Genomic DNA, 19,239 nt, shown 5'->3' on the forward strand with positions numbered 1-19,239 from the left:
CCTGCCCCCGGGGGGGTTAACCCCCGCTTAGGTGGCCTATGCAATCCCACCCCACGGTTTGACCTTACAGCGGGCCGCCTTCCAGGCCGTACTTGACCATCATCGCGTCGTTCATCGACCACAGGATGTCGAGCTTGAACTTGAGGATGTCGAGTGCGCGGAGCTGGGCGGCGCGGGTGTCGAAGTAGCCGAGGGTGATCGCCAGGCCTTGTTCCACGTCGCGGCGGGCCTGGGTGACCCGGTTGCGGAAGTACTGCAGGCCGTCGGACTCGATCCACGGGTAGTGCTCGGGCCAGTTGGCCAGACGCTGCTTGTGGATGGTGGGCGCGAACAGCTCGGTGAGGCTGGAACACACGGACTCCTGCCACGGGCGCTGGCGGCAGAAGTTGAGGTAGGCGTCACAGGCGAAGCGCACCGCGGGGATCACGTGGCGCTGGTCGACGATCTCCTCGCGGCTGAGGCCGACAGCCTGGCCGAGGCGCAGCCAGGCTTCGATGCCGCCGGCGTCGTCGCCGTGGCCGTCGTGGTCGAGGATGCGCTGGATCCACTCCCGGCGTACTTCCCGGTCCGGACAGTTGGACATCACCGCGGCGTCCTTCTGCGGGATGATGATCTGGTAGTAGTAGCGGTTGGCCACCCAGCCCTGGATCTGCTCACGCGTCGCCTTGCCGGTGTTGAGCATGACGTTGAAGGGATGGTGGATGTGGTATGCAGCGCCCTTGTCGCGCAGCTGCGCTTCGAACTCTTCGGGCGTCCAGGGGCGAAGTGGGTCTTGGCTCACAGTGCGATCTCCATGCCGTCGTAGGCCACCTCGATGCCGGCGGCGGTCAGGGCCGCGCGTTCCGCCGAGCTTTCGTCGAGGATCGGGTTGGTGTTGTTGATGTGGATGAGGACGCGGCGCACGTGGCGCGGCAGGCGGCTGAGTTGTTCGATCATGCCGCCGGGGCCGCTCTGGGCCAGGTGGCCGATGTCACGGGCGCGTTTCTTTGAAAGGCCGAGGCTGATCATCTCGTCGTCGGTCCAGAAGGTGCCGTCCACCATCACGCAGTCGGCGCTGCTCATCGCGTCGAAGACGGCGTCGTCCACTTCGGCCAGGCCGGGCGCGTAGAACACCCGCTTGCCGGTGGCCGGGTCGATGACGGTGAGGCCGATGTTGTCGCCGGGCACCGGGTTGCCGCGGTGCGGCGAGTAGGGCGGTGCCGCCGACAGCAGCGGCATGGCGCGCCAGTCCAGGCTGGCGGAGCCCTGCGGGTGGAAGCTGCGGCCGTCGAGCGGAACCGGCTGGCGGTTCACGCCGCAATAGTGTTCGAGCAGGTGCAGGATGGGGTTGCCGCGGGTCAGATCCTCGAACACCGGGTCGGTGGTCCAGATCGGCCACGGGCTGCCCTTTTCGCGCAGCATGTAGAGGCCGGTGGTGTGGTCGATCTGGGCGTCCACCAGGACGACCGATTCAATACCGCAGCCGCGCAGGCCTTCAGTGGGCCAGGTGCCGGCAAATTGCTGGAATTGCTGCAGGATGTCCGGCGAGGCATTGACGAGGGTCCATCGGGCGCCGTCGGCGCTCACTGCGATGGACGACTGGGTGCGGCGCTGCAGGCCCGCCTGGCCGGCACGTACGCCCCGGCAGTTGGCACAGTTGCAGTTCCACTGGGGAAAGCCACCGCCGGCGGCGGAGCCGAGAACTCGGATTTTCATGGCTTGGACGTGACCGCTGAGGCTGTGTGGGGCGTTGCGGAGCTGGGGGGCAGAGCCGCAACGCCGACTCGCTATCGCGAGATGGGCGGACAGACCCTTGGCGGGTCTATCCGGGCGCCATCACTTGGCGGCGATGTACATGGTGATTTCGAAGCCGAAACGCAGATCGCAAGCTTGGGGGGTGGTCCAGGTCATGATGAGTCTCCAATTTTTTGATTGATGGTTACGGTCCGCCGGAGGGCGAATCCGTGGAATGCATTGTTGCGGGGACGGCATACTTGCGCCTCACGAAAATCATTATTTCGAGGTTGAGATGGCGAACGGACTGCTCGACGTGGGTGACGGCCACCGGTTGTATTACGAGACCTGGGGAAACCCGGCCGGTACTCCGGTAGTGGTGCTCCACGGCGGACCGGGCAGCGGCTGCAGCCCGCGCCTGCGCGAGCTCTATGACGCGCGGCGCCATCACGTGGTGTTCTTCGACCAGCGGGGCTGCGGGCGCTCGCTGCCGTTTGGCGAGATCCTCGCCAACACCACGGCGCATCTCATCGACGACATCGAGCGCCTGCGCCGCCATCTCGGCATTGCGCGCTGGTGGGTGAGCGGCGGCTCGTGGGGGGCAACGCTGGCGCTGGTCTATGCGGCGGCGCATCCGCAGATGGTGGAGGGCGTGGTGGTGCGCAGCCTTTTCATGCCGGGCGACGGCAATGTGCGCTGGTTCTTTGACGGGCTGGCAGCGCTGCGACCGGAGGCCTGGCAGGCCTTGTCCGCGACGCTGGGGGGGGCGCCGGATCCGCTGACCGAACTGGTGGTGCGTCTCGGGGGTGATGACCAGGAGACTGCCCGCCAGGCCGCGCTGGCCTGGTTGCTTTATGAGCAGGCGGTGAATGATCCGGTTGCGCCGCTTCCATCACCGACTTCGGAGGAGCTCGACCGCTTGGTAGGCAAATACCGGCTGCAGGCCCATTACCTGAAGTCCGGCTGCTTTCTGAAGGAGGAGGATTTTCTTGATGCCTGTGCGGGGCTGTCCGGCCTGCCGGTCTGGCTGATCCACGGCCGTGACGACGTGGTCTGTCCGCCATCCAATGCCGAGCGTATCCACGCGTGCATCGCCGGCAGCCGATTGGTGTGGATTGACGGGTGTGCGCATGACCCCTTCCATCCGGGCATGGTGGCGGCGTGGCGGGCGGCGCTGGAAGGCGAGCCGGGCTGAGAAATGGCCGGTGCGCGCATTGGCTGGCGCCAATTGATGCGGGTCAATGAGACGGGCAGGGGCGGAGGGCTAGCATCGCGCCGTGTTCCCGCTGTGTTTCTTGGGAACCCCCAATCCCCATCCGATTACCGAGACCGTTCATGCGTACAACAAAACTCCTCCCCCTGCTTCTTGTTGCCCTGCTGGCAGCCTGTGGCAAGTCCGAAGCCCCCAAGTCCGAGGCACCGAAGGCTGAAGCGCCTGCTGCCGCTGCTGCGCCGGCCGCAGCCCCGGCGCCGGTTGCCGACGCGGCAGCCGATGGCGGCAAGGGCCTCGACGTGTTCAAGAAGACCTGTGTGATGTGTCACCAGACCGGCGTGGCCGGTGCGCCCAAGCTCGGCGACAAGGCCGACTGGGGCCCGCGCATCGCGCAGGGCAAAGACGTCCTGTACAAGCACGCTATCGAGGGCTTCAATGGAAGCAAGGGCGCCATGCCGGCCAAGGGCGGCAACCCGTCCCTGTCCGATGAAGAGATGAAGGCCGCTGTCGACTACATCGTCAGCAAGGGTCAGTAAGCGTTTGATTCTCCTTTGACCTCTGCGCGCACCCCCCGCGCGCTAAAGCCCGGCCGGGCAATTTGCGGCCGGGTTTTTTTTGTCTGCTGAAGCAGGGGGCATGGGCGAATGAATTCGCCCCCACAGACGTTCCCGTAGGGGCGAATTCATTCGCCCGAATGCTGGCCGGAGCGTGTGACAGGTCCGGCAAACCCGATGCAGATCAAGGAAAGCCGGTTTGGCCGGCGGCACACTGACGATACCCGACAGATTCAGTCGGATTTATCGATACTTTGGAGCCAGCATGCAAACCATTCACGTCTGCAACCACACCACCCCCGAAGCCATCTACCCGTTCGACGCCCGCGGCATCGCCAAGCGGTTCCGCCACGCAGCCATCTTCGGTGCGCTGGATGCGCTTGTGCCGGGTGAGACGATGCGCTTCTGCAACGACCATGATCCGCTGCCGCTGCTGGCCCAGCTGCAGCAGCGCTACGGTGAGACGGTATCCATTACCTACCAGCAGCGCGAGCCCGGCGCGATCGTCATCGATTTCGCCAAGCTCGGCTGAACGCGTTCAGGTCTGGTCGCCCCGCACGTAGTCGAGGGCCTCGTGCTGGAACAGCACGGCGGTCATCGTCGTCGGGGTGATCAGGCCGGCCAGACGGCCGTCTTCGTCCACTACGGGCAGTGCGCCTTGCCCCTTCTGGCCGAGGATGTCCGCCGCGACGGCGATGCCGTCGCTGAGGCTGGCGGTGCGCAGGCCGCTGCGTGGTGTGTGCATGATCTGCCCGACGACCTCCGGTTTGTCGGTATGCGGACCAGGCGTCGGACGCAGCAGGCGGCGCACGTTGTCACCGATGCGCTGGCCATTGTCCGGCTCGACGTGGCGAAGGAAATCTTCGAGCGTCAGCAGGCCGATGACCCGCTCGGCCCGGTCTACCACCGGCAGCACCGAGAGGGCGTGGCGATTCATCAGCCGCCAGGCCTCGTTCAGTTCGGTAGCGAAGTCCACGCGGTGCGCGGCTGGCCCCATCACGTCGCCACAGGTCAGCAGCACGTGGCGGTGAAAGGCGTGGCGCGCTGCGCGCTGGAAGACTTGGGTCAGGTCTTCCTCGCTGATGTCCAGGTAGGCGTCGATCTCTTCAAGTGCCGCGGCCAGGTCAGGCTGGCGGATGCCGGCAGGGTTGCGCTCCGGCGCCTTGGGCGTGGATACAGCGGGTGAACACAGCGGATAGCGTCGGCCGGAGATCAGATTATTGACGGTGGTTGCTGCCAGCAGCATGGCAATCACGTTCCAGCCGACCCCGGCCAGGCTGGTCAGTGGGTCGAGCCCCTGGGAGGCGGCGCCGACCATCACCAGCGCCATCGCGCCGCCGGGTGGGTGGATGCAGCGCAGCTGGCCCATGAACCACACCGAGATGGCCACAGCCAGCGCGCCGGCAAGGAACGGTGAGGTGATCCAGTGCCCGCAGGCGAAGCCGGTCAGCGCCGGCAGCAGCAGGCCGCCGGCCACGGACCACGGCTGGGCCAGCGGCGAGTGCGGTAAGGTGAACAGGATCACCGAGGTTGCGCCAAGAGGCGCCAGTTGCCGCTTGGCTTCGGCCGGTACGGGCAACACGAACAACACGCTTTCGTAGATCAGCACACCGATGACTGCCGCAAGAGCGCTGCGCCAGCGTTCGGCACGGGACAGGGGGGCTGCATCGGCGAAGAGATAACGGCGGGAGAAACGGAGCAGGGCGAGGCGAATGGTTTCCATGGGGGTGAATCTTGTTTTCTTGTTCTGGCATGCCGGTGGGCATGCAGCCTAGGGATGATTCCTTGCATGGGCCTTGATCTGTGATTGTTTGGAGGAATAAGTGCTGATCTATCTGGGGGCGAGTGTCGTCGCTGCATTCGGGCTGGCCATCGGGCTGGCGGTGACGGGGGCTTCGCCGGCCGCCGCCGCCCACGCGGCCTTTGCGTTGGGGGCGATGCCGCTGATCTTCGCGGCGATGGGGCATTTCGTGCCGGTGCTGACGCGCAGCGGCGCGGCGGAAAAGCCAATCCACTTCCTGCCACTGGTGCTGCAACTGGCCGGCTTGTTGGTGGTGGCTGCGCTGGCCGGTGTGCTCCCCGGCTGGAGTCTGCATCTGGCGGCGAGCGTGGGCATTGCGGCGGCCCTGGGCTTCCTGGCCTGGCAGTGGCGGCGTGGACGGGCCGCGCTGGGGCGTCCGCACCCGGGGCTGGCCTGGTACAAGGCGGCGCTGGGTTGTCTGGCCGTTGCGCTGGTGGCGATCCTCGCTGGGCTGCTGTGGCCGGCGGCGTATGCCGTGCTGCGCCTGGCCCATCTGCATCTCAATACCCTCGGCTTCATCGGCCTGACCGCCATTGGAACCCTGCATGTGCTGATGCCGACCGCTCTCGGCCAGCCGGACCCGCAGGCGGCGATGCGGCTGCGGCGCCAGTTGCCGTGGGCGCTCGGCGGTGTCGCGGCCAGTGCGGCGGCAGGGCTTATCCCGTTGTTGGCAGTTGTGGGGGGATTTGTGATCGGTGGCGTGCTGATCCACACCTTGCATGGCTGGTGGCGGACCTACGGCCTGACGCGACTGCTAGGTGATGGCGCGGCGGTGGCGCTGACCGGGGCGACCTGCGGCCTGCTGCTGGTGATCGGCGCCGGCGCCTTGCACGGCATGGGCGGCATGCTTGCCCGTCCGGCGATTGTCGGTTTCTTCGCGCTGTTCCTGCTGCCGCTCGTGACTGGGGCGCTGTCCCAGCTGTTGCCGGTGTGGCGCCATCCCGGACCGTTGACGCCTCAGCGCACTGCAATGCGGGCGCGACTGGTGCGCTTCGGCAGCTTGCGGACCGCGCTGTTTCTGGCCGGCGGGGGCCTGCTGTTGGGCGGTGTAGCGGCGGGGGCGGCGCTGCTGGCGGCGGGGATTGCGCTGTTCGCTGGCGTCCTCGGGCACGCCCTGGTGCAGCGCGCCTGAAAGGGCCCGCGGGTGTGCTATCTTCCGGGGTTTTCGTTTTCAACTCGGCGAGAACCATGCGCTACATCTCCACCCGCGGCCAGTCTGCTCCCCAATCCTTCTGCGACATTCTTCTTGGCGGCCTGGCGCCGGACGGCGGCCTTTACCTGCCCGAGACTTACCCGCAGGTGACCCGTGCCGACCTGGACGCGTGGCGCAAGCTGTCCTACGCCGAGCTGGCTTTTGCCATCCTGTCGCGTTTCATCGACGACATCCCCGCTGCCGACCTGAAGGCGATCTGCGACAAGACCTACACCGCCGAGGTGTATGGCTACGTGCGCGACGACGCCAAGGCCGCCGAGATCACTCCCGTGCATTGGCTGGAGGCCGGCAAGCTGGGCCTGCTGGAGCTGTCCAATGGTCCGACGCTGGCCTTCAAGGACATGGCCATGCAGCTCCTCGGCAACCTGTTCGAGTACGTGCTCGACAAGCGCGGCGAGCAGATCAACATCCTCGGCGCCACCTCCGGTGACACTGGCTCCGCCGCGGAATATGCGATGCGCGGCAAGCACGGCGTGCGCGTCTTCATGCTGTCGCCCCATGGCCGCATGAGCGCCTTCCAGCGCGCCCAGATGTACTCCCTGCAGGACGACAACATCTACAACATCGCCGTGCGCGGCATGTTCGACGACGCCCAAGACGTGGTGAAGGCGGTCTCCAACGACCACGCCTACAAGGCCAAGTACAAGATCGGCGCGGTCAATTCGATCAACTGGGCGCGCGTTGCAGCGCAGGTGGTGTACTACTTCAAGGGCTACTTCGCGGCCACCGAGAACAACAACCAGCAGGTCGCCTTCGTGGTGCCGTCCGGCAACTTTGGCAACATCTGCGCCGGTCACATCGCCCGCCAGATGGGCCTGCCGGTGGCCAAGCTGATCCTCGCTACCAACGAGAACGACGTGCTCGACGAGTTTTTCCGCACCGGCGTCTATCGCCCGCGCAGCACCGCCGAGACCCACGCCACCTCCAGTCCGTCGATGGATATCTCGAAGGCTTCCAACTTCGAGCGCTTCGTCTTCGACCTGGTCGGCCGCAACGGCGACAAGGTGCGCGAGCTGTGGAGCAAAGTGGATGCGGGCGGGGCCTTTGATCTGTCCGGCACGCCGGAATTCGCGGCCATCGGCCAGTACGCCTTTGCCTCTGGCAGCAGCAACCACGCCGAGCGCCTGGCGACGATCCGCCGCGCCGACAAGGACTACGGCACGGTCATCGACACCCACACCGCTGACGGCCTGAAGGTCGCGCTGGAACTGCGCGACCCGTCCGTGCCGACCCTGGTGCTGGAAACCGCCCAGCCGGCCAAGTTCGAGGACACCATCGTCGAAGCCCTGGGCCGAAAGCCCGCGCGCCCGGCCGGTCTGGACAACATTGAGGCGCTGCCGCAGCGCGTCGAGGTGATGGATGTGGATGCAGAGGCCATCAAGGCTCTGATTGCCCGTACGGTCGAAGCCGGCTGATAGGCGTTCTGCTTCATGAAAAATGGCCCGGATGTCCGGGCCATTTTTCTTGGTGGGAGGGCGGGGCCTTTCCTGTGGGGCGAATGAATTCGCCCCACAGGATGCCGCTGGTGGCTTACCAGGTGTAGCGCGCGTTCACACCGACCAGGCCGTTGCGCCCCGGTGCGGATTCGTAATAGCGGCTGTTGGTGTCGCCGACCACCACGGAGCCCACGTAGTTGCGGTCGAAGAGGTTGTCGAGGCGGGCAAACTCGCTGATGCGCCAGTGGCCAAGGCGCTGCTCGGCAGTGACGCGGATGTTGGCGATGGCGTAGGACGGCGCGGGCGTGGCCGTGTTGCTGTCTTCCACGTAGACCTTGCTGCGGTACACACCCTCGACGGCGGTGGTGATGGCCGGCGTGATCTTCCAGGCCAGGTCGCCGAACACCGTGCTGCGCGGGATGCCAGGAATGGACTTGCCGTCGGCGATGGTCTTCAGGCTGGCACCGGTGCCGGTGGTGAAGCTCTCGTCGTAGATAGCCCGCAGGTGAGACAGAGCCAGGCGGCTCGTGAGGTCGCGGCGCCAATCGGTATCGAACGACACCTCGATGCCCTGCCGCAGGGTTTTGCCGGCGTTCTTGTAGCTGGTGCGGCCGCCGGTAGAGGCATCCACCACCAGTTCGTCCTCGGTGTTGATCTGGAACGCGGCCACGTTGAGGCGGCTGCTGTCGCCGATCAGGGCCTTGGCGCCAATTTCGTAGTGCTGGCTGCGGGCGGCGCCGAGACCAAAGTTGAAGCCGGCGGCGCTGCCCGAGTAGAACATCTCGTTGAGTGTCGGCGTCTCGAAGCCCTTGGCGGCGCTCGCATACAGATTGACGGCCGGGTTCAGCTTGTAGACAACGCCCAGGATGGGGGTGGTCTTGTCGTAGTCGCGACCACCACTGTCGTTGCCATTCACGCCGACGATGTACTTGTCGTCCACCTTGAACTTGACCTGGCTATGGCGCAGGCCCACCGTGACCGCCCAGTCGCCACGGGCCCATTCGGTCTGCACGTAGGGGTCGAGGCTTTCGACGGAGTCAGTTTCGTTGCGGCGCAGCTTGCCCTTCACACCGAGGGTCGTGCCGACGAAGTTCTCGTAGCCTGTGCGCTGGTCGGTGCTGTTGTCGTAGTCGATACCGAAGGTCGTGGTGAGCTTGCCGCCAGCCGCTTCACGCACCGCGATGTAGCGGGCACCGAAGCCGTAGAAGTTACGGTCGAAGTCAATGATCCCGCCGGAGTGGCGAGGGTTGGCCTGGGCGGAGATCGGGATGGCTTGGTACTGGATCACGCTGCGCTGGCCGCTGTAGGCAGACAGCTGCAGCTGGTCGCGGCCGAAGCGGCGCTCGTAGGCGACGCCGCCCTGCAGGTGGTCGATGCTCTTGCGAGTGTTGAAGTCGTTGGCGGCGCTGTCGACACCCCGCGGGTTGCTCTTGTAAGCGGCCCAGCTGAGGCCCAGCGGATCCTGGGTGTTGTGCTGCCACAGGCCGTTGATGGTGAAGGTGAGCTTGCTGTCTTCGTCCGGTTTGCCGGTGATCTTGGCGAAAGCCTGCTCGCGCGTCGCGGCGCTGTGCTCGCGGTAGCCGTCGGTGCTGAAACGGGAGGTGTTGAGCACGTAGCCGAGGCCGTCGAGCTTGCCCTGGGCGGTGATGTCGGCCTTGGTGGTGCCGTAGCTGCCGGCGGCGAAGCCGGCCTCCAGGCTGGCGTTGTCGCGGGGTTCGATGGTGAACAGCTGGATCACGCCGCCGGAATGGTTGCCGTAGATGGCTGAGTAGGGGCCGCGCAGCACTTCCATGCGTTCGGCCACGTCGAGGTTGAAGGTGGCAGCCTGGCCCTGGCCGTCCGGCATGCTGGCCGGGATGCCGTCGGCGATCAGCTTGATGCCGCGCACGCCGAAGGCCGAGCGGGCACCGAAGCCGCGGGTGGAAATCTGCAGATCCTGGGCGTAGTTCTGGCGGTTGTTGGCCACCACGCCGGGGACGGCAATCAGCGCTTCGGAGGCGTTAACGCGGGGTTGGCCAGAGGTGATCTCTTCGCGGTTGAGGACGTCGATGGCGGCCGGCAGGTCGAAGCTGGCGGCTTCCGCCCGGCTGCCGGTTACGACAACCGGGTTGAGGGTCAGCGTGGCATTGTCGGCGGCAAAGGCCGGCGCATAGGCGGTGGCGAGAGCGGTGGTCATGGCGGCGCACAACGGCGTGCGGGCGAAGCGGGCGTGCATTTGTTATTTGTCTCCGATGTTCTTTGTATCCGGGAGGTGGCCGGAAGCGGACCCGACGATACCTGTTTGTATGCTCTGCTGCCTCAAGAAAATCATGATTCGGTCGCGATATCCAAGGTGGGCTGCGGATGTCCAGTACTGCTGTGCGACTTGTCGGATAGCGGTGTGCTGTGTCATTTATTTATGCCATTCATGCCGCAAGCCGGCGAGCCGTGCGGTTTTCCAGCCCGAAGGTTCGTCGTATTGGCTTACAGTCGCTTACAGGCCGCGTGCGGCGTTTCCCATAAAGTTGAGAAGGAGGACATCAAATGAAACGAATTCTTGTTGCAGCTGCGCTGGGCGTACTTGCCCATGGTGCTATGGCGGCCGACGTAGGGGTATCCATCAGCATCGGTGATCCGAATTTCTATGGTCGCCTCGACATCGGCAATTTCCCCCGTCCAGCCCTGCTGTATCCGCAGCCGATGGTGATCCAGGCGGTGCCCCGCGGAGTGGTGCGAGAGCCCTTGTACTTGCGGGTGCCGCCTGGCCATGCGAAGAACTGGCGTAAACACTGTGCGCGCTATAACGCCTGTGGTTACCCGGTCTATTTCGTGCAGGACCGCTGGTATAACGATGTTTATGCGCCGCGTTACCGGTCGGCACCTGAGTATCGGCGTGAGCCGGATTATCGTCCGCGGGAGCGCTACGAGGATCGCCGGGACCGCCATGAAAATCGTCGGGAGCGCCAAGAAGATCGCCGGGACTGGCGGGATGAGCGCGGTGGCAGCTGGCAGGAGCGCGGCGACGGTGAGCGGGGCGGAGGTCATGGACGCGGTCACGGCCGTGGTGGCCGCGACGACTGAGATCTGCCCCGGGGTTTCTTTTCGGGCAAAAAAACGGCGCCCCGAGGGGCGCCTGAAGGAGGGAGAAACACAACAGGTTGGGTGACGGATGCCGTGTGGCACCCGTGAAACCGAACCGCCCTGGGGCGGCGGGAATTAGAAGAACAGGATCGCGCCAGCGGAGACGGTGTTGTTCTTGGTCTCGAAGGCGGAACTGGTGATCTTCTCGTGGTTGAATTCGCCGACCAGGGTCACGAACTTGTTCAGGCCGTGGTACACACCGAGGGTGTAGGCGTTGTTCTTGTTCTCGGGACCACCGAAGACGGAAGCGGTGGCACCGTCCTTGTCCTTGTTCTGGCCCCAGTTGATACCGAACTTGGTCTTGTTCAGCTGGTAGGTGCCCTGCAGGAAGTAGCCTTGGGAGTCGGTCTTGTTGCCGAAGCCGTCGCTGCCGCCGAGGAACTGGGCGCCGATGGTGGACAGGCCGAGGCCCTTGCCCTTGAAGCCATAAGCCACGACTTCAAAGCCGTTCATGCCAGCCTTGATACCTGCTTCGTAGCCGGTGGCGGTGAAGCTCTTAGGGTTGCTGACGCCGTCACAGACTGCGCCGGTGGAGCAGCTGGTGCTCTGGGTGACGAGGCCACCCCAGATCTTGCCGGGGGCTGCACCCTTCCAGTCGTAATCAACCTTGGCCTGGAAGCCAGGGGTCTTGGTCTGGTCGCCGGCGAAGCGGCTCGGTTGGAAGATACCCGCGGAAGCTTGCAGACCGTTGTAGTTCGGCGTGCTGTAGGTGATCTGCGCCTGGAAGCCCGTGTACATGTAACCGTGGGCGATCATGCCGAAGGTCGTGTTGAACGGGATGCCGGCGTTGGAGGTGCCGCCGACGCCCAGCAGGGTCATGTCGGACAGGATGATGTTCTGGCCGAACAGGCCAATGTCGCGACCGAACTTGAGGGTGCCCCAGTCATTGTTGCCGAACTGGAAGTACACGTTACGGGTGTCGATCTGGCTGTACGGGTTGGTGATGCCAGCGCCGCCGGCATTGTTGCCGATCGGCAGGCCAACGACGGTGGAGTTGTTGTTGATGCCGGGAGCGAAGCTGAAGTGGGCCTTGATGTCCTGGTCGCCGGCCTTGGAGGTGACAACGAAGTTGATCCAGCCCGGCAGCAGGCCGTTGGTCAGTTCGCTGTTCTGGCTCTTGGTGGTGACGCCCGTGGCCTTGTTTTCCGTCTTGGAATCACGGTTCACGTAGAAGCCGTTGATCGTGCCGTTGATGTCGACGGTCACGTCGTTCTGGGTGAAGCTGACGGCTTGAGCGCCGCCGGCTGCAGCGGCCAGGCAAGCAAGGGCAACGGATTGGGCCAGAAGGGTTTTCTTCATAACGATTGTCTCCGGAATTTTGTCGTTGATGTCACCAGCGAAGCGCGGGCTATGGAGCGCCGCTACTTCGTTCCTCCCGAGGTCGGGTTTCCGTTGGGAAACTCGCCGTGACGGAGCAGCATTCCTTCTGCGAGTGCTGTGCCAGAACGCATCCGGACGCGCTAAGGAGCGCTGATTTGTGATTCAAGTTACTGTTTTGGAAAGAGATAATTTTTATTTGGACGGGCGTGCTTCGTCTTGGGTGAGACAGTTGCGCTGTTCAATAAATGAACAGGCGGTTGTGACGTAACGGAAGTCCTGATGCAGTTCGTGACAGCGTGTGGAGCATGCTGTAGCGCAACACGTGCAGTGGCCTCGGGCTTGCAATGGGCGCAGAAAATCCGGATTGCACTGGTAAAATTGCGTCCAGACTTCACTCTTTCGGGCTGTTCAGGCCCTGGCTCCCATGGATTTCCGTTCAAAACTGACTGCCGTCTGGCAGCATCATGATTCTCTGCTGTGTGTCGGTCTCGATCCGGATCTGAAGCGCTTTCCGGCCCATTTGCAGGGGCGCACCGACGCCGTCTTCGCCTTCTGCAAGGGAATCGTTGATGCGACGGCTGATCTGGCCTGTGCCTTCAAGCCCCAGATTGCCTATTTTGCAGCGGCTCGCGCGGAGGACCAGCTGCAGGAGCTCATCGCCTACATTCATGAGAAGTATCCGGCTGTGCCAGTGGTCCTTGATGCGAAGCGTGGGGATATCGGCGCCACTGCGCAGCAGTACGCACGGGAAGCCTTTGAGCGTTATGACGCGGATGCGCTGACGGTGAATCCGTACATGGGGTTCGATTCGGTCGAGCCGTACCTCGAGTATTCCGATCGTGGCTTGATCGTTCTTTGTCGCACCTCCAATCCTGGCGGCTCGGATCTGCAGAACCTTACGGTGGAGGGTGGTGCCAAGCTCTATCAGCACGTAGCCGGACTGGTTGCAGGCAAGTGGAATGTGCACGGGCAGAACGCGCTGGTTGTTGGCGCGACTTTCCCGCAGGAACTGGCCGACGTCCGCCGCATCGTCGGGGATCTGCCGTTGTTGGTGCCGGGAATCGGTGCCCAGGGAGGGGACGTGGAGGCAACGGTCAAAGCGGGGCGGAGTGCCGCCGGTACGGGGCTGATGATCTCCTCGTCGCGGGCCATCCTCTATGCGGGACGTGGCGAGGATTACGCTGAGCAGGCCCGCAAGGTCGCGCTGGCGACCCGGGACGAGGTGAACCTGTTCCGTTCCTGAGCAAGGGTGGCCATTGGGATAGGCGCAGTGGCCAGGGGGCTACCCGGCCCTTCTTGCATGTGGCGATTGTGTTAGCGACGCTGCCAACTTAGGCAGCGGTTGTTGGCGGGCATGGGGTCGTCGGCGACAAGTTCAAAGCCGATTTCCCGAGCAAGTGCGTCAACTGCTTCAAAGTCCCGGATGCCCCGTTCGGGGTGGGTGGCCTTCAGGCTGACGTCGAATTCAGCGTTGCTGGGACTGGTGAAGCGACCTCCATAGTTGAAAGGGCCATACACGGTCAGTCGGGCGTTGGGCGCGAGTACCTGGGGCAGGACCTTAAAGAGGGTGAGGACGCTGTCCCAGCTCATGATGTGCAGGGTGTTGGCGGTGAATACGGCGTCGAAGCGGGCCGCGGGCCAGGCTCCGCCGACATCCAGTTCCAGTGGCGGCGGGGTATTGGGCAGGCCGGCCTCGGCCAACCATTGCCGGATGCCCTCCAGGTTCTCGTGCCGATCGCTGGTTTGCCAGGTTACTTGCGGCAGGGCTGCGGCAAAATGAATCGCATGCTGGCCTGTTCCTGAACCGATTTCCAGCACGTTGCGGCAGCCGGTAAAACGGATGCGCAGGACCTCCAGAATCGGGTCCCGGTTACGGTCGCAGGCGGGGGCGTAGGGTTTGTCGGCGGGCATGGTCTTGGTGTCCAGTGATCGTGAGAGGCTCGGGCCAGCCTGCTGGCTGGCGGCGCTAAATGCGCTGTTTCAGGAAATCCGTCCGGAATAGGCGGAGGGGAGACCTGCTATAGTCCTCGACTGATTCCGAGAGTCTCCCAGGCCTTGAACGATGAACGACAGTCGCCCCCTGATTATTCACATTGTCTATAGCTTCGATGTTGGCGGTCTTGAGAACGGTATCGTAAACCTGATCAACCGGATGCCCGTCGAGCGCTTCCGGCACATGATCGTCGCGCTGGCTTATTGTTCGCCATCTTTTTGCCAGCGCATCCAGCGCAGCGATGTCGAGTTCGTGTCCATCAACAAAGGGGCCGGCCACGGTTTCAAGTTGTACCCGAAGATCTACCGGATGCTTCGGCAGCTCAAGCCCGCCGTGGTCCATACGCGCAACCTTGCCGCGCTCGAGATGGTTGTGCCGGCCTGGCTGGCCGGTGTGCCGCTACGTTTGCATGGTGAGCACGGCTGGGACAATTCCGATCCGGATGGCCGTAGCCGAAAGTACCAGTTCGTGCGGAGGCTTTACTCGCCATTCGTCAGCAAATACATCGCGCTGTCGCGAACGATCGAATCCTACCTCGTGGATCGGGTCGGTATCGAAGCGGAGCGGATCCGGCGCATCTGTAACGGCGTCAATGCAGATCGATTTGTGCCTGCCGCGACCCGACGCGATATCGCCGGCTCGCCTTTCAATGACCCTGAGCTGTTTGTGATCGGAACCGTAGGCCGGCAGCAGGCGGTCAAGGACCAGGCAACGTTGGTGCACGCATTTGCGGCATTCGTGCGAGGAAACCCGGAGGCCGCCCGGCGCGCCCGCCTGATTCTCGTCGGTGATGGGCCGCTGGCGGCGAGCCTTGCCGATCTGGTGAAGGGTGAAGGCCTGGATGGTTCGGTTTGGATGGCCGGAGAACGTTCCGACGTACCCGAGATCATGCGCGGGCTTGATATGTTTGTGTTGCCATCCCAGGCGGAAGGTATTTCCAATACCTTGCTGGAGGCCATGGCTTCCGGTCTGCCTGTCGTTGCGACAGCGGTGGGAGGGAATCCGGAACTTGTGGTTGATCACCAGACCGGCCTGCTGGTTCCGCCGCAGGATCCAGAGCGGATGGCGCAGGCATTTGACGTGCTGTTCAGCGACAGCACCGCAGCCCGAGCGATGGGGCAGGCCGGGCGCGAACGCGTCCTGACCAATTTCAGCATGGATGCGATGATGGGGAACTATCTGGCGCTTTACGAAGGAAAGCTCAACGGCGCCATTTGACTTTCGGGCCCGGCTTGTGCCGGGTGTTCGGTACGCATAAAAGCAAAAAGCCAATCCCTAAGGATTGGCTTTTTGCTTGAAACATTGGTCGGGGCGGCGGGATTCGAACTCGCGACCCCTTGCACCCCATGCAAGTGCGCTACCAGGCTGCGCTACGCCCCGACAAGCTGCGCATTATAGACATCAATTCAGGCTTTGCCAAGCCCTGAATGCATTTCATGCGCACGCAGGGATGAGGAAGTCTTCAGAAATGCGGCAGCCTAGGTCAAAGATGCGATCGCGGAAGTCCTCTAGGTAATTGCGGAAGCCTACTTCGAAGATACGCTCGATACGACCGAATCGAAGATGGGACTCCAGTTCGCCGGCAAGTCTCTCCGTCTCGGCGGAGCGGGCGTTTGAAACCCGCGTTAGGTTGGAGTAGACCTCCTTCATGCTGCGGGCCAGCGAGCGGGGCATGTCGGCACGTAGAATGAGAAGCTCGGCAACCCGTAGCGGGGTGATCTGATCCCGATATACCTTGCGGTAGACCTCGAAAGCCGAAACGGACTGGAGTAGCGCGCTCCATTGGTAGTAGTCGTTTGCTTGCGTAGCATCCTCATCAGAGCCGGGCAGCAGGTTGAGGTACTTGACCTCCAGGATGCGGGCGGTGTTGTCGGCACGTTCGAGAAAGGTGCCTAGACGGATGAATCTCAGCGATTCGTCTTGCAGCATCGTTCCGATGGTCACGCCACGCGACAGGTGTGAGCGGTACTTGACCCATTCGAAGAAGGCGCCGGGACCGTTCTCCCAGAGTTTGGCCGGCGTGAGATCCCTCATCTTCAACCAGGTCTCGTTTGAGGTCTCCCAGAGTTCGGAGGTCAGCGTGCCGCGAACGGCATGCGCATTCTCGCGGGTTGCACGCAGGCAGCGGTAGATGCTGCCGGGGTTGTCCTTGTCGAAGATCATGAACTCAAGGACGGCCTCCGTGGTGTGGCGTGGATGCTTGGCCAGGAAGGTGTCCTGAAGTTCCATGATCTTCAGCATGCCAGCCCACATGGGTTCCACGTCCTCGCCATTCTGGGGGAGGAGGGAAAGTCGATAGGTTACGTCCAGAATGCGGGCGGTGTTTTCGGCGCGTTCCATGTAGCGCGCCATCCAGAACAGGTGATCAGCGGTGCGGCTCAGCATTTTCAGGCCTCCAGTACCCATGTGTCCTTGGTGCCCCCGCCTTGCGACGAATTCACCACCAGCGATCCTTCGCGCAGGGCTACACGTGTGAGCCCGCCCGGAACCATCTGGATCTCGGTGCCGGACAGCACGAAGGGGCGCAGGTCCAGGTGCCTCGGTGCGATGCCGTTTTCCACAAAGGTTGGGCAGTTGGAAAGCGCCAGGGTGGGTTGGGAGATGTATTTTTCCGGGTTGGCTTCGAGGTGTTTGCGGAAGGACTCGATCTGTTCCTTTGTTGAGGCGGGGCCGACGAGCATCCCGTAGCCACCTGCGCCATGCACCTCCTTTACGACAAGCTCAGGCAAGTGGGCGAGGGTGTAGGCCAGGTCTTCCGGCTTGCGGCACATGTAGGTTGGTACGTTATTGAGGATGGGTTCCTCGCCAAGATAGAAGCGAATCATCTCGGGCACGTACGGGTAGATGGACTTGTCGTCAGCGACGCCGGTGCCAATGGCATTCGAGAGGGTGACGCGACCGGCACGATAGGCCTTGAGCAGGCCGGGAACGCCGATCATGGAATCCTTGCGGAAGGCTTGGGGATCAAGGAAGTCGTCGTCTACGCGGCGGTAGATGACGTCGACCCTCCGCGGTCCTTGCGTGGTGCGCATGAAGACCTGGTCGTCCTCAACGAAGAGGTCCTGGCCTTCCACCAACTCGACGCCCATCTGCTGAGCAAGAAAAGCGTGTTCGAAGTATGCGCTGTTGTACGCACCAGGCGTCATCACTACTACCGTCGGATCGGCAACACCAACCGGAGCAACGCTGCGCAGCGTGTGCAGCAGCATGTCGGGATAATGTTCGACCGGTGCTACGCGGTGCCGGGCAAACAATTCAGGGAAGAGGCGCATCATCATGCGGCGGTCTTCGAGCATGTAGGACACGCCTGACGGAACGCGCAGGTTGTCCTCCAGAACATAGAACTCGCCGGCCCCAGCCCGCACGACGTCTACGCCGGCAATGTGCGCATAGATGTCGCAAGGAACGTTCACGCCCTGCATCTCGGGGCGGTACTGCGCATTCTTCAGCACCTGGTCAGCAGGAATACGTCCGGCCTTCAGGATTTCCTGATCATGGTAAATATCATGGATGAAAGTGTTCAGGGCTTTGACCCGTTGGCGCAGGCCTGCCTCAAGGCTTTTCCACTCCTTTGCCGGGATGATGCGGGGAATGATGTCGAACGGGATCAGGCGCTCGGTGCCTGACTCCTCGCCATAGACGGCAAAGGTGATGCCATAGCGGTGGAAGAGTGCGTCCGCTTCTGCCCTCTTGCGTTCAATGCGGTCTGCCGGAGTATCGTTCAACCACGCGGCATAGCCAGCGTAATGCGCGCGGACACTCCCGTCATCCGCTGTCATTTCATTGAAGAATTTTGTGATGGCCATTAGCGCTCGCCTATTGTGTTGTGAAGCAGAGATACCACTTTTGGCTTAGCTAGAAGCATGCCAAACAAAAAACCATAGTAAACAAAAGGATTTACGTCGTGGTTTGTGTGGCGCGCACCGCTTCGGTGCGTTGGCACTGACATGGTGATTTGCTGGCGCCGCAATTCGGTGCGCATGTTCCAGGTGGGTTTTTACGTGTGGGCGAGTTTCGCTTGAATCGGTTGTGATGCTGGGTGTGCCAGAATGTTTGCTCTAATCGTAAAGGCCGGGTTTTGATGTCCAGTGCTTCGTTGCAGATTCCTGCTATCAACTATGCGCCTCCAGCAGGTGCGCCGAGGGTCGTCTTCAGGGACGATAGTCTTCTGGTGCTTGAGAAGCCGGCTGGGTTGCTTACGGTGCCAGGACGAGGAGTTGAACATGCGGACTGCCTCGCTTCGCGCGTGCAGGCTGAATATCCCGATGCGCGAATTGTTCATCGACTCGATATGGCTACGTCTGGGCTTGTTGTCATGGCGCGGGGCCGTGATATAGAGCGCTGTTTGAGTATTGCTTTTCAGCAGAGACTTGTCGGCAAGCGTTACGTGGCTGTTGTTGCAGGTGCGCTGGACGAATGTAGCGGCGTCGTTGACTTTCCGCTTGTCGTGGACTGGCCAAATCGTCCCCGGCAGAAGATTGACTGGGTGTCTGGTAAGGCTGCGATGACGCACTATGAGGTTCTGTCGTACGACGCCGGGACTGATTCGACGCGAGTGGAGCTTCGCCCCATCACAGGGAGGTCGCATCAACTCCGTGTTCATATGATGGCGCTGGGGCACCCGATCCTTGGTGACGATTTATATGCAGGGGTGGAAGCGCGAAGCGCCGCGCCGAGGTTACTGTTACACGCCGCCGACCTAACTCTCCCACACCCTCTGACTGGCAGGTTGTTGAGCTTGTCCAGTGAGCCGCCTTTTTAATGAGCCGGAAAAGCTGAATTTTCTGTTCGGAGCTTGAAGGAGCGCGCTGTGATGCTGCCTAGAATTATTTTGTCGAATGGTGTTGACGGTTTTCGATAATTCTTTATAATGCGC

The 19,239-nt window shown here is 62.8% G+C and carries 18 protein-coding genes and 1 tRNA gene; 9 read left to right on the top strand and 10 right to left on the bottom strand.

The annotated features are described in order from the left end of the window. Nucleotides 1–64 precede the first annotated feature (64 nt). The 3 genes from pqqC to pqqA all read right to left on the bottom strand — a co-directional run bounded on the left by pqqC (nucleotide 65) and on the right by pqqA (nucleotide 1,890). Nucleotides 65–781 (bottom strand): pyrroloquinoline-quinone synthase PqqC, encoded by a 717-nt coding sequence (gene pqqC / locus ACE3RX_RS04975; RefSeq protein WP_374480936.1) that lies wholly within the window; start codon nucleotides 779–781, stop codon nucleotides 65–67. Further along, nucleotides 778–1,695, bottom strand: coding sequence for a pyrroloquinoline quinone biosynthesis protein PqqB (gene pqqB, locus ACE3RX_RS04980; protein WP_374480938.1), 918 nt, complete (start codon nucleotides 1,693–1,695; stop codon nucleotides 778–780). The genes pqqC and pqqB overlap by 4 nt, the downstream gene beginning before the upstream one ends. Before the next feature lie 120 nt (nucleotides 1,696–1,815). Further along, entirely contained in the window at nucleotides 1,816–1,890 is a 75-nt protein-coding gene (pqqA, locus tag ACE3RX_RS04985; RefSeq protein WP_139379539.1) for a pyrroloquinoline quinone precursor peptide PqqA, read from the bottom strand. Nucleotides 1,891–2,008: 118 nt separating this feature from the next. Between pqqA and ACE3RX_RS04990 the strand changes: the two genes are divergently transcribed. From ACE3RX_RS04990 to ACE3RX_RS05000, 3 genes are all read left to right on the top strand, one after another. Then, nucleotides 2,009–2,908 (top strand): alpha/beta fold hydrolase, encoded by a 900-nt coding sequence (locus ACE3RX_RS04990; RefSeq protein ID WP_374480940.1) that lies wholly within the window; start codon nucleotides 2,009–2,011, stop codon nucleotides 2,906–2,908. 140 nt (nucleotides 2,909–3,048) lie between these two features. Then, on the top strand, nucleotides 3,049–3,462 hold the full coding sequence (locus ACE3RX_RS04995; RefSeq protein WP_374480942.1) for a cytochrome c5 family protein: 414 nt from the start codon (nucleotides 3,049–3,051) through the stop codon (nucleotides 3,460–3,462). A 283-nt stretch (nucleotides 3,463–3,745) separates the two neighbouring features. Then, entirely contained in the window at nucleotides 3,746–4,012 is a 267-nt protein-coding gene (locus tag ACE3RX_RS05000; RefSeq protein WP_374480944.1) for a DUF2249 domain-containing protein, read from the top strand. 6 nt (nucleotides 4,013–4,018) lie between these two features. Here ACE3RX_RS05000 and ACE3RX_RS05005 read toward each other — a convergent pair whose 3' ends face one another. Then, a complete protein-coding gene (locus ACE3RX_RS05005; RefSeq protein WP_374480946.1) occupies nucleotides 4,019–5,203 on the bottom strand; it encodes an HPP family protein in 1,185 nt (394 codons plus the stop codon). Between the two features lie 100 nt (nucleotides 5,204–5,303). Between ACE3RX_RS05005 and ACE3RX_RS05010 the strand changes: the two genes are divergently transcribed. Both ACE3RX_RS05010 and thrC read left to right on the top strand, forming a co-directional pair. Next, entirely contained in the window at nucleotides 5,304–6,413 is a 1,110-nt protein-coding gene (locus tag ACE3RX_RS05010) for a hypothetical protein (protein WP_374480948.1), read from the top strand. A gap of 56 nt (nucleotides 6,414–6,469) precedes the next feature. Further along, a complete protein-coding gene (gene thrC / locus ACE3RX_RS05015) occupies nucleotides 6,470–7,909 on the top strand; it encodes a threonine synthase (RefSeq protein ID WP_374480950.1) in 1,440 nt (479 codons plus the stop codon). Nucleotides 7,910–8,024: 115 nt separating this feature from the next. Here thrC and ACE3RX_RS05020 read toward each other — a convergent pair whose 3' ends face one another. Next, entirely contained in the window at nucleotides 8,025–10,145 is a 2,121-nt protein-coding gene (locus ACE3RX_RS05020; RefSeq protein WP_374480952.1) for a TonB-dependent receptor family protein, read from the bottom strand. Between the two features lie 308 nt (nucleotides 10,146–10,453). Between ACE3RX_RS05020 and ACE3RX_RS05025 the strand changes: the two genes are divergently transcribed. Continuing rightward, nucleotides 10,454–10,990 carry a hypothetical protein gene (locus tag ACE3RX_RS05025; RefSeq protein WP_374480954.1) on the top strand — a complete coding sequence of 179 codons (537 nt, stop codon included), beginning with the start codon at nucleotides 10,454–10,456 and terminating at the stop codon, nucleotides 10,988–10,990. A gap of 135 nt (nucleotides 10,991–11,125) precedes the next feature. On the opposite strand, the gene ACE3RX_RS05030 is transcribed toward ACE3RX_RS05025, so the two are convergent. Then, the gene (locus ACE3RX_RS05030; RefSeq protein ID WP_374480956.1) at nucleotides 11,126–12,349 is read right to left on the bottom strand and encodes a porin; all 1,224 of its coding nucleotides are present in this window, start codon (nucleotides 12,347–12,349) and stop codon (nucleotides 11,126–11,128) included. A 445-nt stretch (nucleotides 12,350–12,794) separates the two neighbouring features. On the opposite strand from ACE3RX_RS05030, the gene pyrF reads away from it, so the two are divergent. Next, the gene (pyrF, locus tag ACE3RX_RS05035; RefSeq protein WP_374480958.1) at nucleotides 12,795–13,613 is read left to right on the top strand and encodes an orotidine-5'-phosphate decarboxylase; all 819 of its coding nucleotides are present in this window, start codon (nucleotides 12,795–12,797) and stop codon (nucleotides 13,611–13,613) included. Nucleotides 13,614–13,684: 71 nt separating this feature from the next. On the opposite strand, the gene ACE3RX_RS05040 is transcribed toward pyrF, so the two are convergent. Further along, nucleotides 13,685–14,281: a DUF938 domain-containing protein gene (locus tag ACE3RX_RS05040; protein ID WP_374480960.1), complete on the bottom strand. Its 597-nt coding sequence runs from the start codon at nucleotides 14,279–14,281 to the stop codon at nucleotides 13,685–13,687. Nucleotides 14,282–14,432: 151 nt separating this feature from the next. Here ACE3RX_RS05040 and ACE3RX_RS05045 point away from each other — a divergent pair, with 151 nt between their 5' ends. After that, nucleotides 14,433–15,581 carry a TIGR03088 family PEP-CTERM/XrtA system glycosyltransferase gene (locus tag ACE3RX_RS05045; RefSeq protein ID WP_374480962.1) on the top strand — a complete coding sequence of 383 codons (1,149 nt, stop codon included), beginning with the start codon at nucleotides 14,433–14,435 and terminating at the stop codon, nucleotides 15,579–15,581. 85 nt (nucleotides 15,582–15,666) lie between these two features. Here the strand turns inward: ACE3RX_RS05045 and ACE3RX_RS05050 are convergent. From ACE3RX_RS05050 to ACE3RX_RS05060, 3 genes are all read right to left on the bottom strand, one after another. Next, nucleotides 15,667–15,743, bottom strand: a tRNA-Pro gene (locus tag ACE3RX_RS05050). A 54-nt stretch (nucleotides 15,744–15,797) separates the two neighbouring features. Next, nucleotides 15,798–16,748 carry an alpha-E domain-containing protein gene (locus ACE3RX_RS05055; RefSeq protein ID WP_374480964.1) on the bottom strand — a complete coding sequence of 317 codons (951 nt, stop codon included), beginning with the start codon at nucleotides 16,746–16,748 and terminating at the stop codon, nucleotides 15,798–15,800. 2 nt (nucleotides 16,749–16,750) lie between these two features. Then, complete coding sequence (locus ACE3RX_RS05060) at nucleotides 16,751–18,169, bottom strand: circularly permuted type 2 ATP-grasp protein (protein ID WP_374480966.1); 1,419 nt, start codon at nucleotides 18,167–18,169, stop codon at nucleotides 16,751–16,753. A gap of 275 nt (nucleotides 18,170–18,444) precedes the next feature. On the opposite strand from ACE3RX_RS05060, the gene ACE3RX_RS05065 reads away from it, so the two are divergent. Next, a complete protein-coding gene (locus ACE3RX_RS05065) occupies nucleotides 18,445–19,125 on the top strand; it encodes a pseudouridine synthase (RefSeq protein WP_374480968.1) in 681 nt (226 codons plus the stop codon). Nucleotides 19,126–19,239 lie beyond the last annotated feature (114 nt).

Origin of the sequence: Zoogloea sp. (genome assembly GCF_041914405.1) — a bacterium.
Classification (GTDB): domain Bacteria; phylum Pseudomonadota; class Gammaproteobacteria; order Burkholderiales; family Rhodocyclaceae; genus Zoogloea.

Coding starts and splice junctions, on each gene's coding strand:
- ACE3RX_RS05055 (WP_374480964.1), bottom strand. CDS start 16,748: ATGCTGAGCCGCACCGCTGATCACCTGTTCTGGATGGCGCGCTACATG.
- ACE3RX_RS05040 (WP_374480960.1), bottom strand. CDS start 14,281: ATGCCCGCCGACAAACCCTACGCCCCCGCCTGCGACCGTAACCGGGAC.
- ACE3RX_RS05005 (WP_374480946.1), bottom strand. CDS start 5,203: ATGGAAACCATTCGCCTCGCCCTGCTCCGTTTCTCCCGCCGTTATCTC.
- ACE3RX_RS05060 (WP_374480966.1), bottom strand. CDS start 18,169: ATGGCCATCACAAAATTCTTCAATGAAATGACAGCGGATGACGGGAGT.
- ACE3RX_RS05065 (WP_374480968.1), top strand. CDS start 18,445: ATGTCCAGTGCTTCGTTGCAGATTCCTGCTATCAACTATGCGCCTCCA.
- thrC (WP_374480950.1), top strand. CDS start 6,470: ATGCGCTACATCTCCACCCGCGGCCAGTCTGCTCCCCAATCCTTCTGC.
- ACE3RX_RS04995 (WP_374480942.1), top strand. CDS start 3,049: ATGCGTACAACAAAACTCCTCCCCCTGCTTCTTGTTGCCCTGCTGGCA.
- ACE3RX_RS04990 (WP_374480940.1), top strand. CDS start 2,009: ATGGCGAACGGACTGCTCGACGTGGGTGACGGCCACCGGTTGTATTAC.
- ACE3RX_RS05030 (WP_374480956.1), bottom strand. CDS start 12,349: ATGAAGAAAACCCTTCTGGCCCAATCCGTTGCCCTTGCTTGCCTGGCC.
- ACE3RX_RS05020 (WP_374480952.1), bottom strand. CDS start 10,145: ATGCACGCCCGCTTCGCCCGCACGCCGTTGTGCGCCGCCATGACCACC.
- ACE3RX_RS05000 (WP_374480944.1), top strand. CDS start 3,746: ATGCAAACCATTCACGTCTGCAACCACACCACCCCCGAAGCCATCTAC.
- pqqB (WP_374480938.1), bottom strand. CDS start 1,695: ATGAAAATCCGAGTTCTCGGCTCCGCCGCCGGCGGTGGCTTTCCCCAG.
- pyrF (WP_374480958.1), top strand. CDS start 12,795: ATGGATTTCCGTTCAAAACTGACTGCCGTCTGGCAGCATCATGATTCT.
- ACE3RX_RS05045 (WP_374480962.1), top strand. CDS start 14,433: ATGAACGACAGTCGCCCCCTGATTATTCACATTGTCTATAGCTTCGAT.
- ACE3RX_RS05025 (WP_374480954.1), top strand. CDS start 10,454: ATGAAACGAATTCTTGTTGCAGCTGCGCTGGGCGTACTTGCCCATGGT.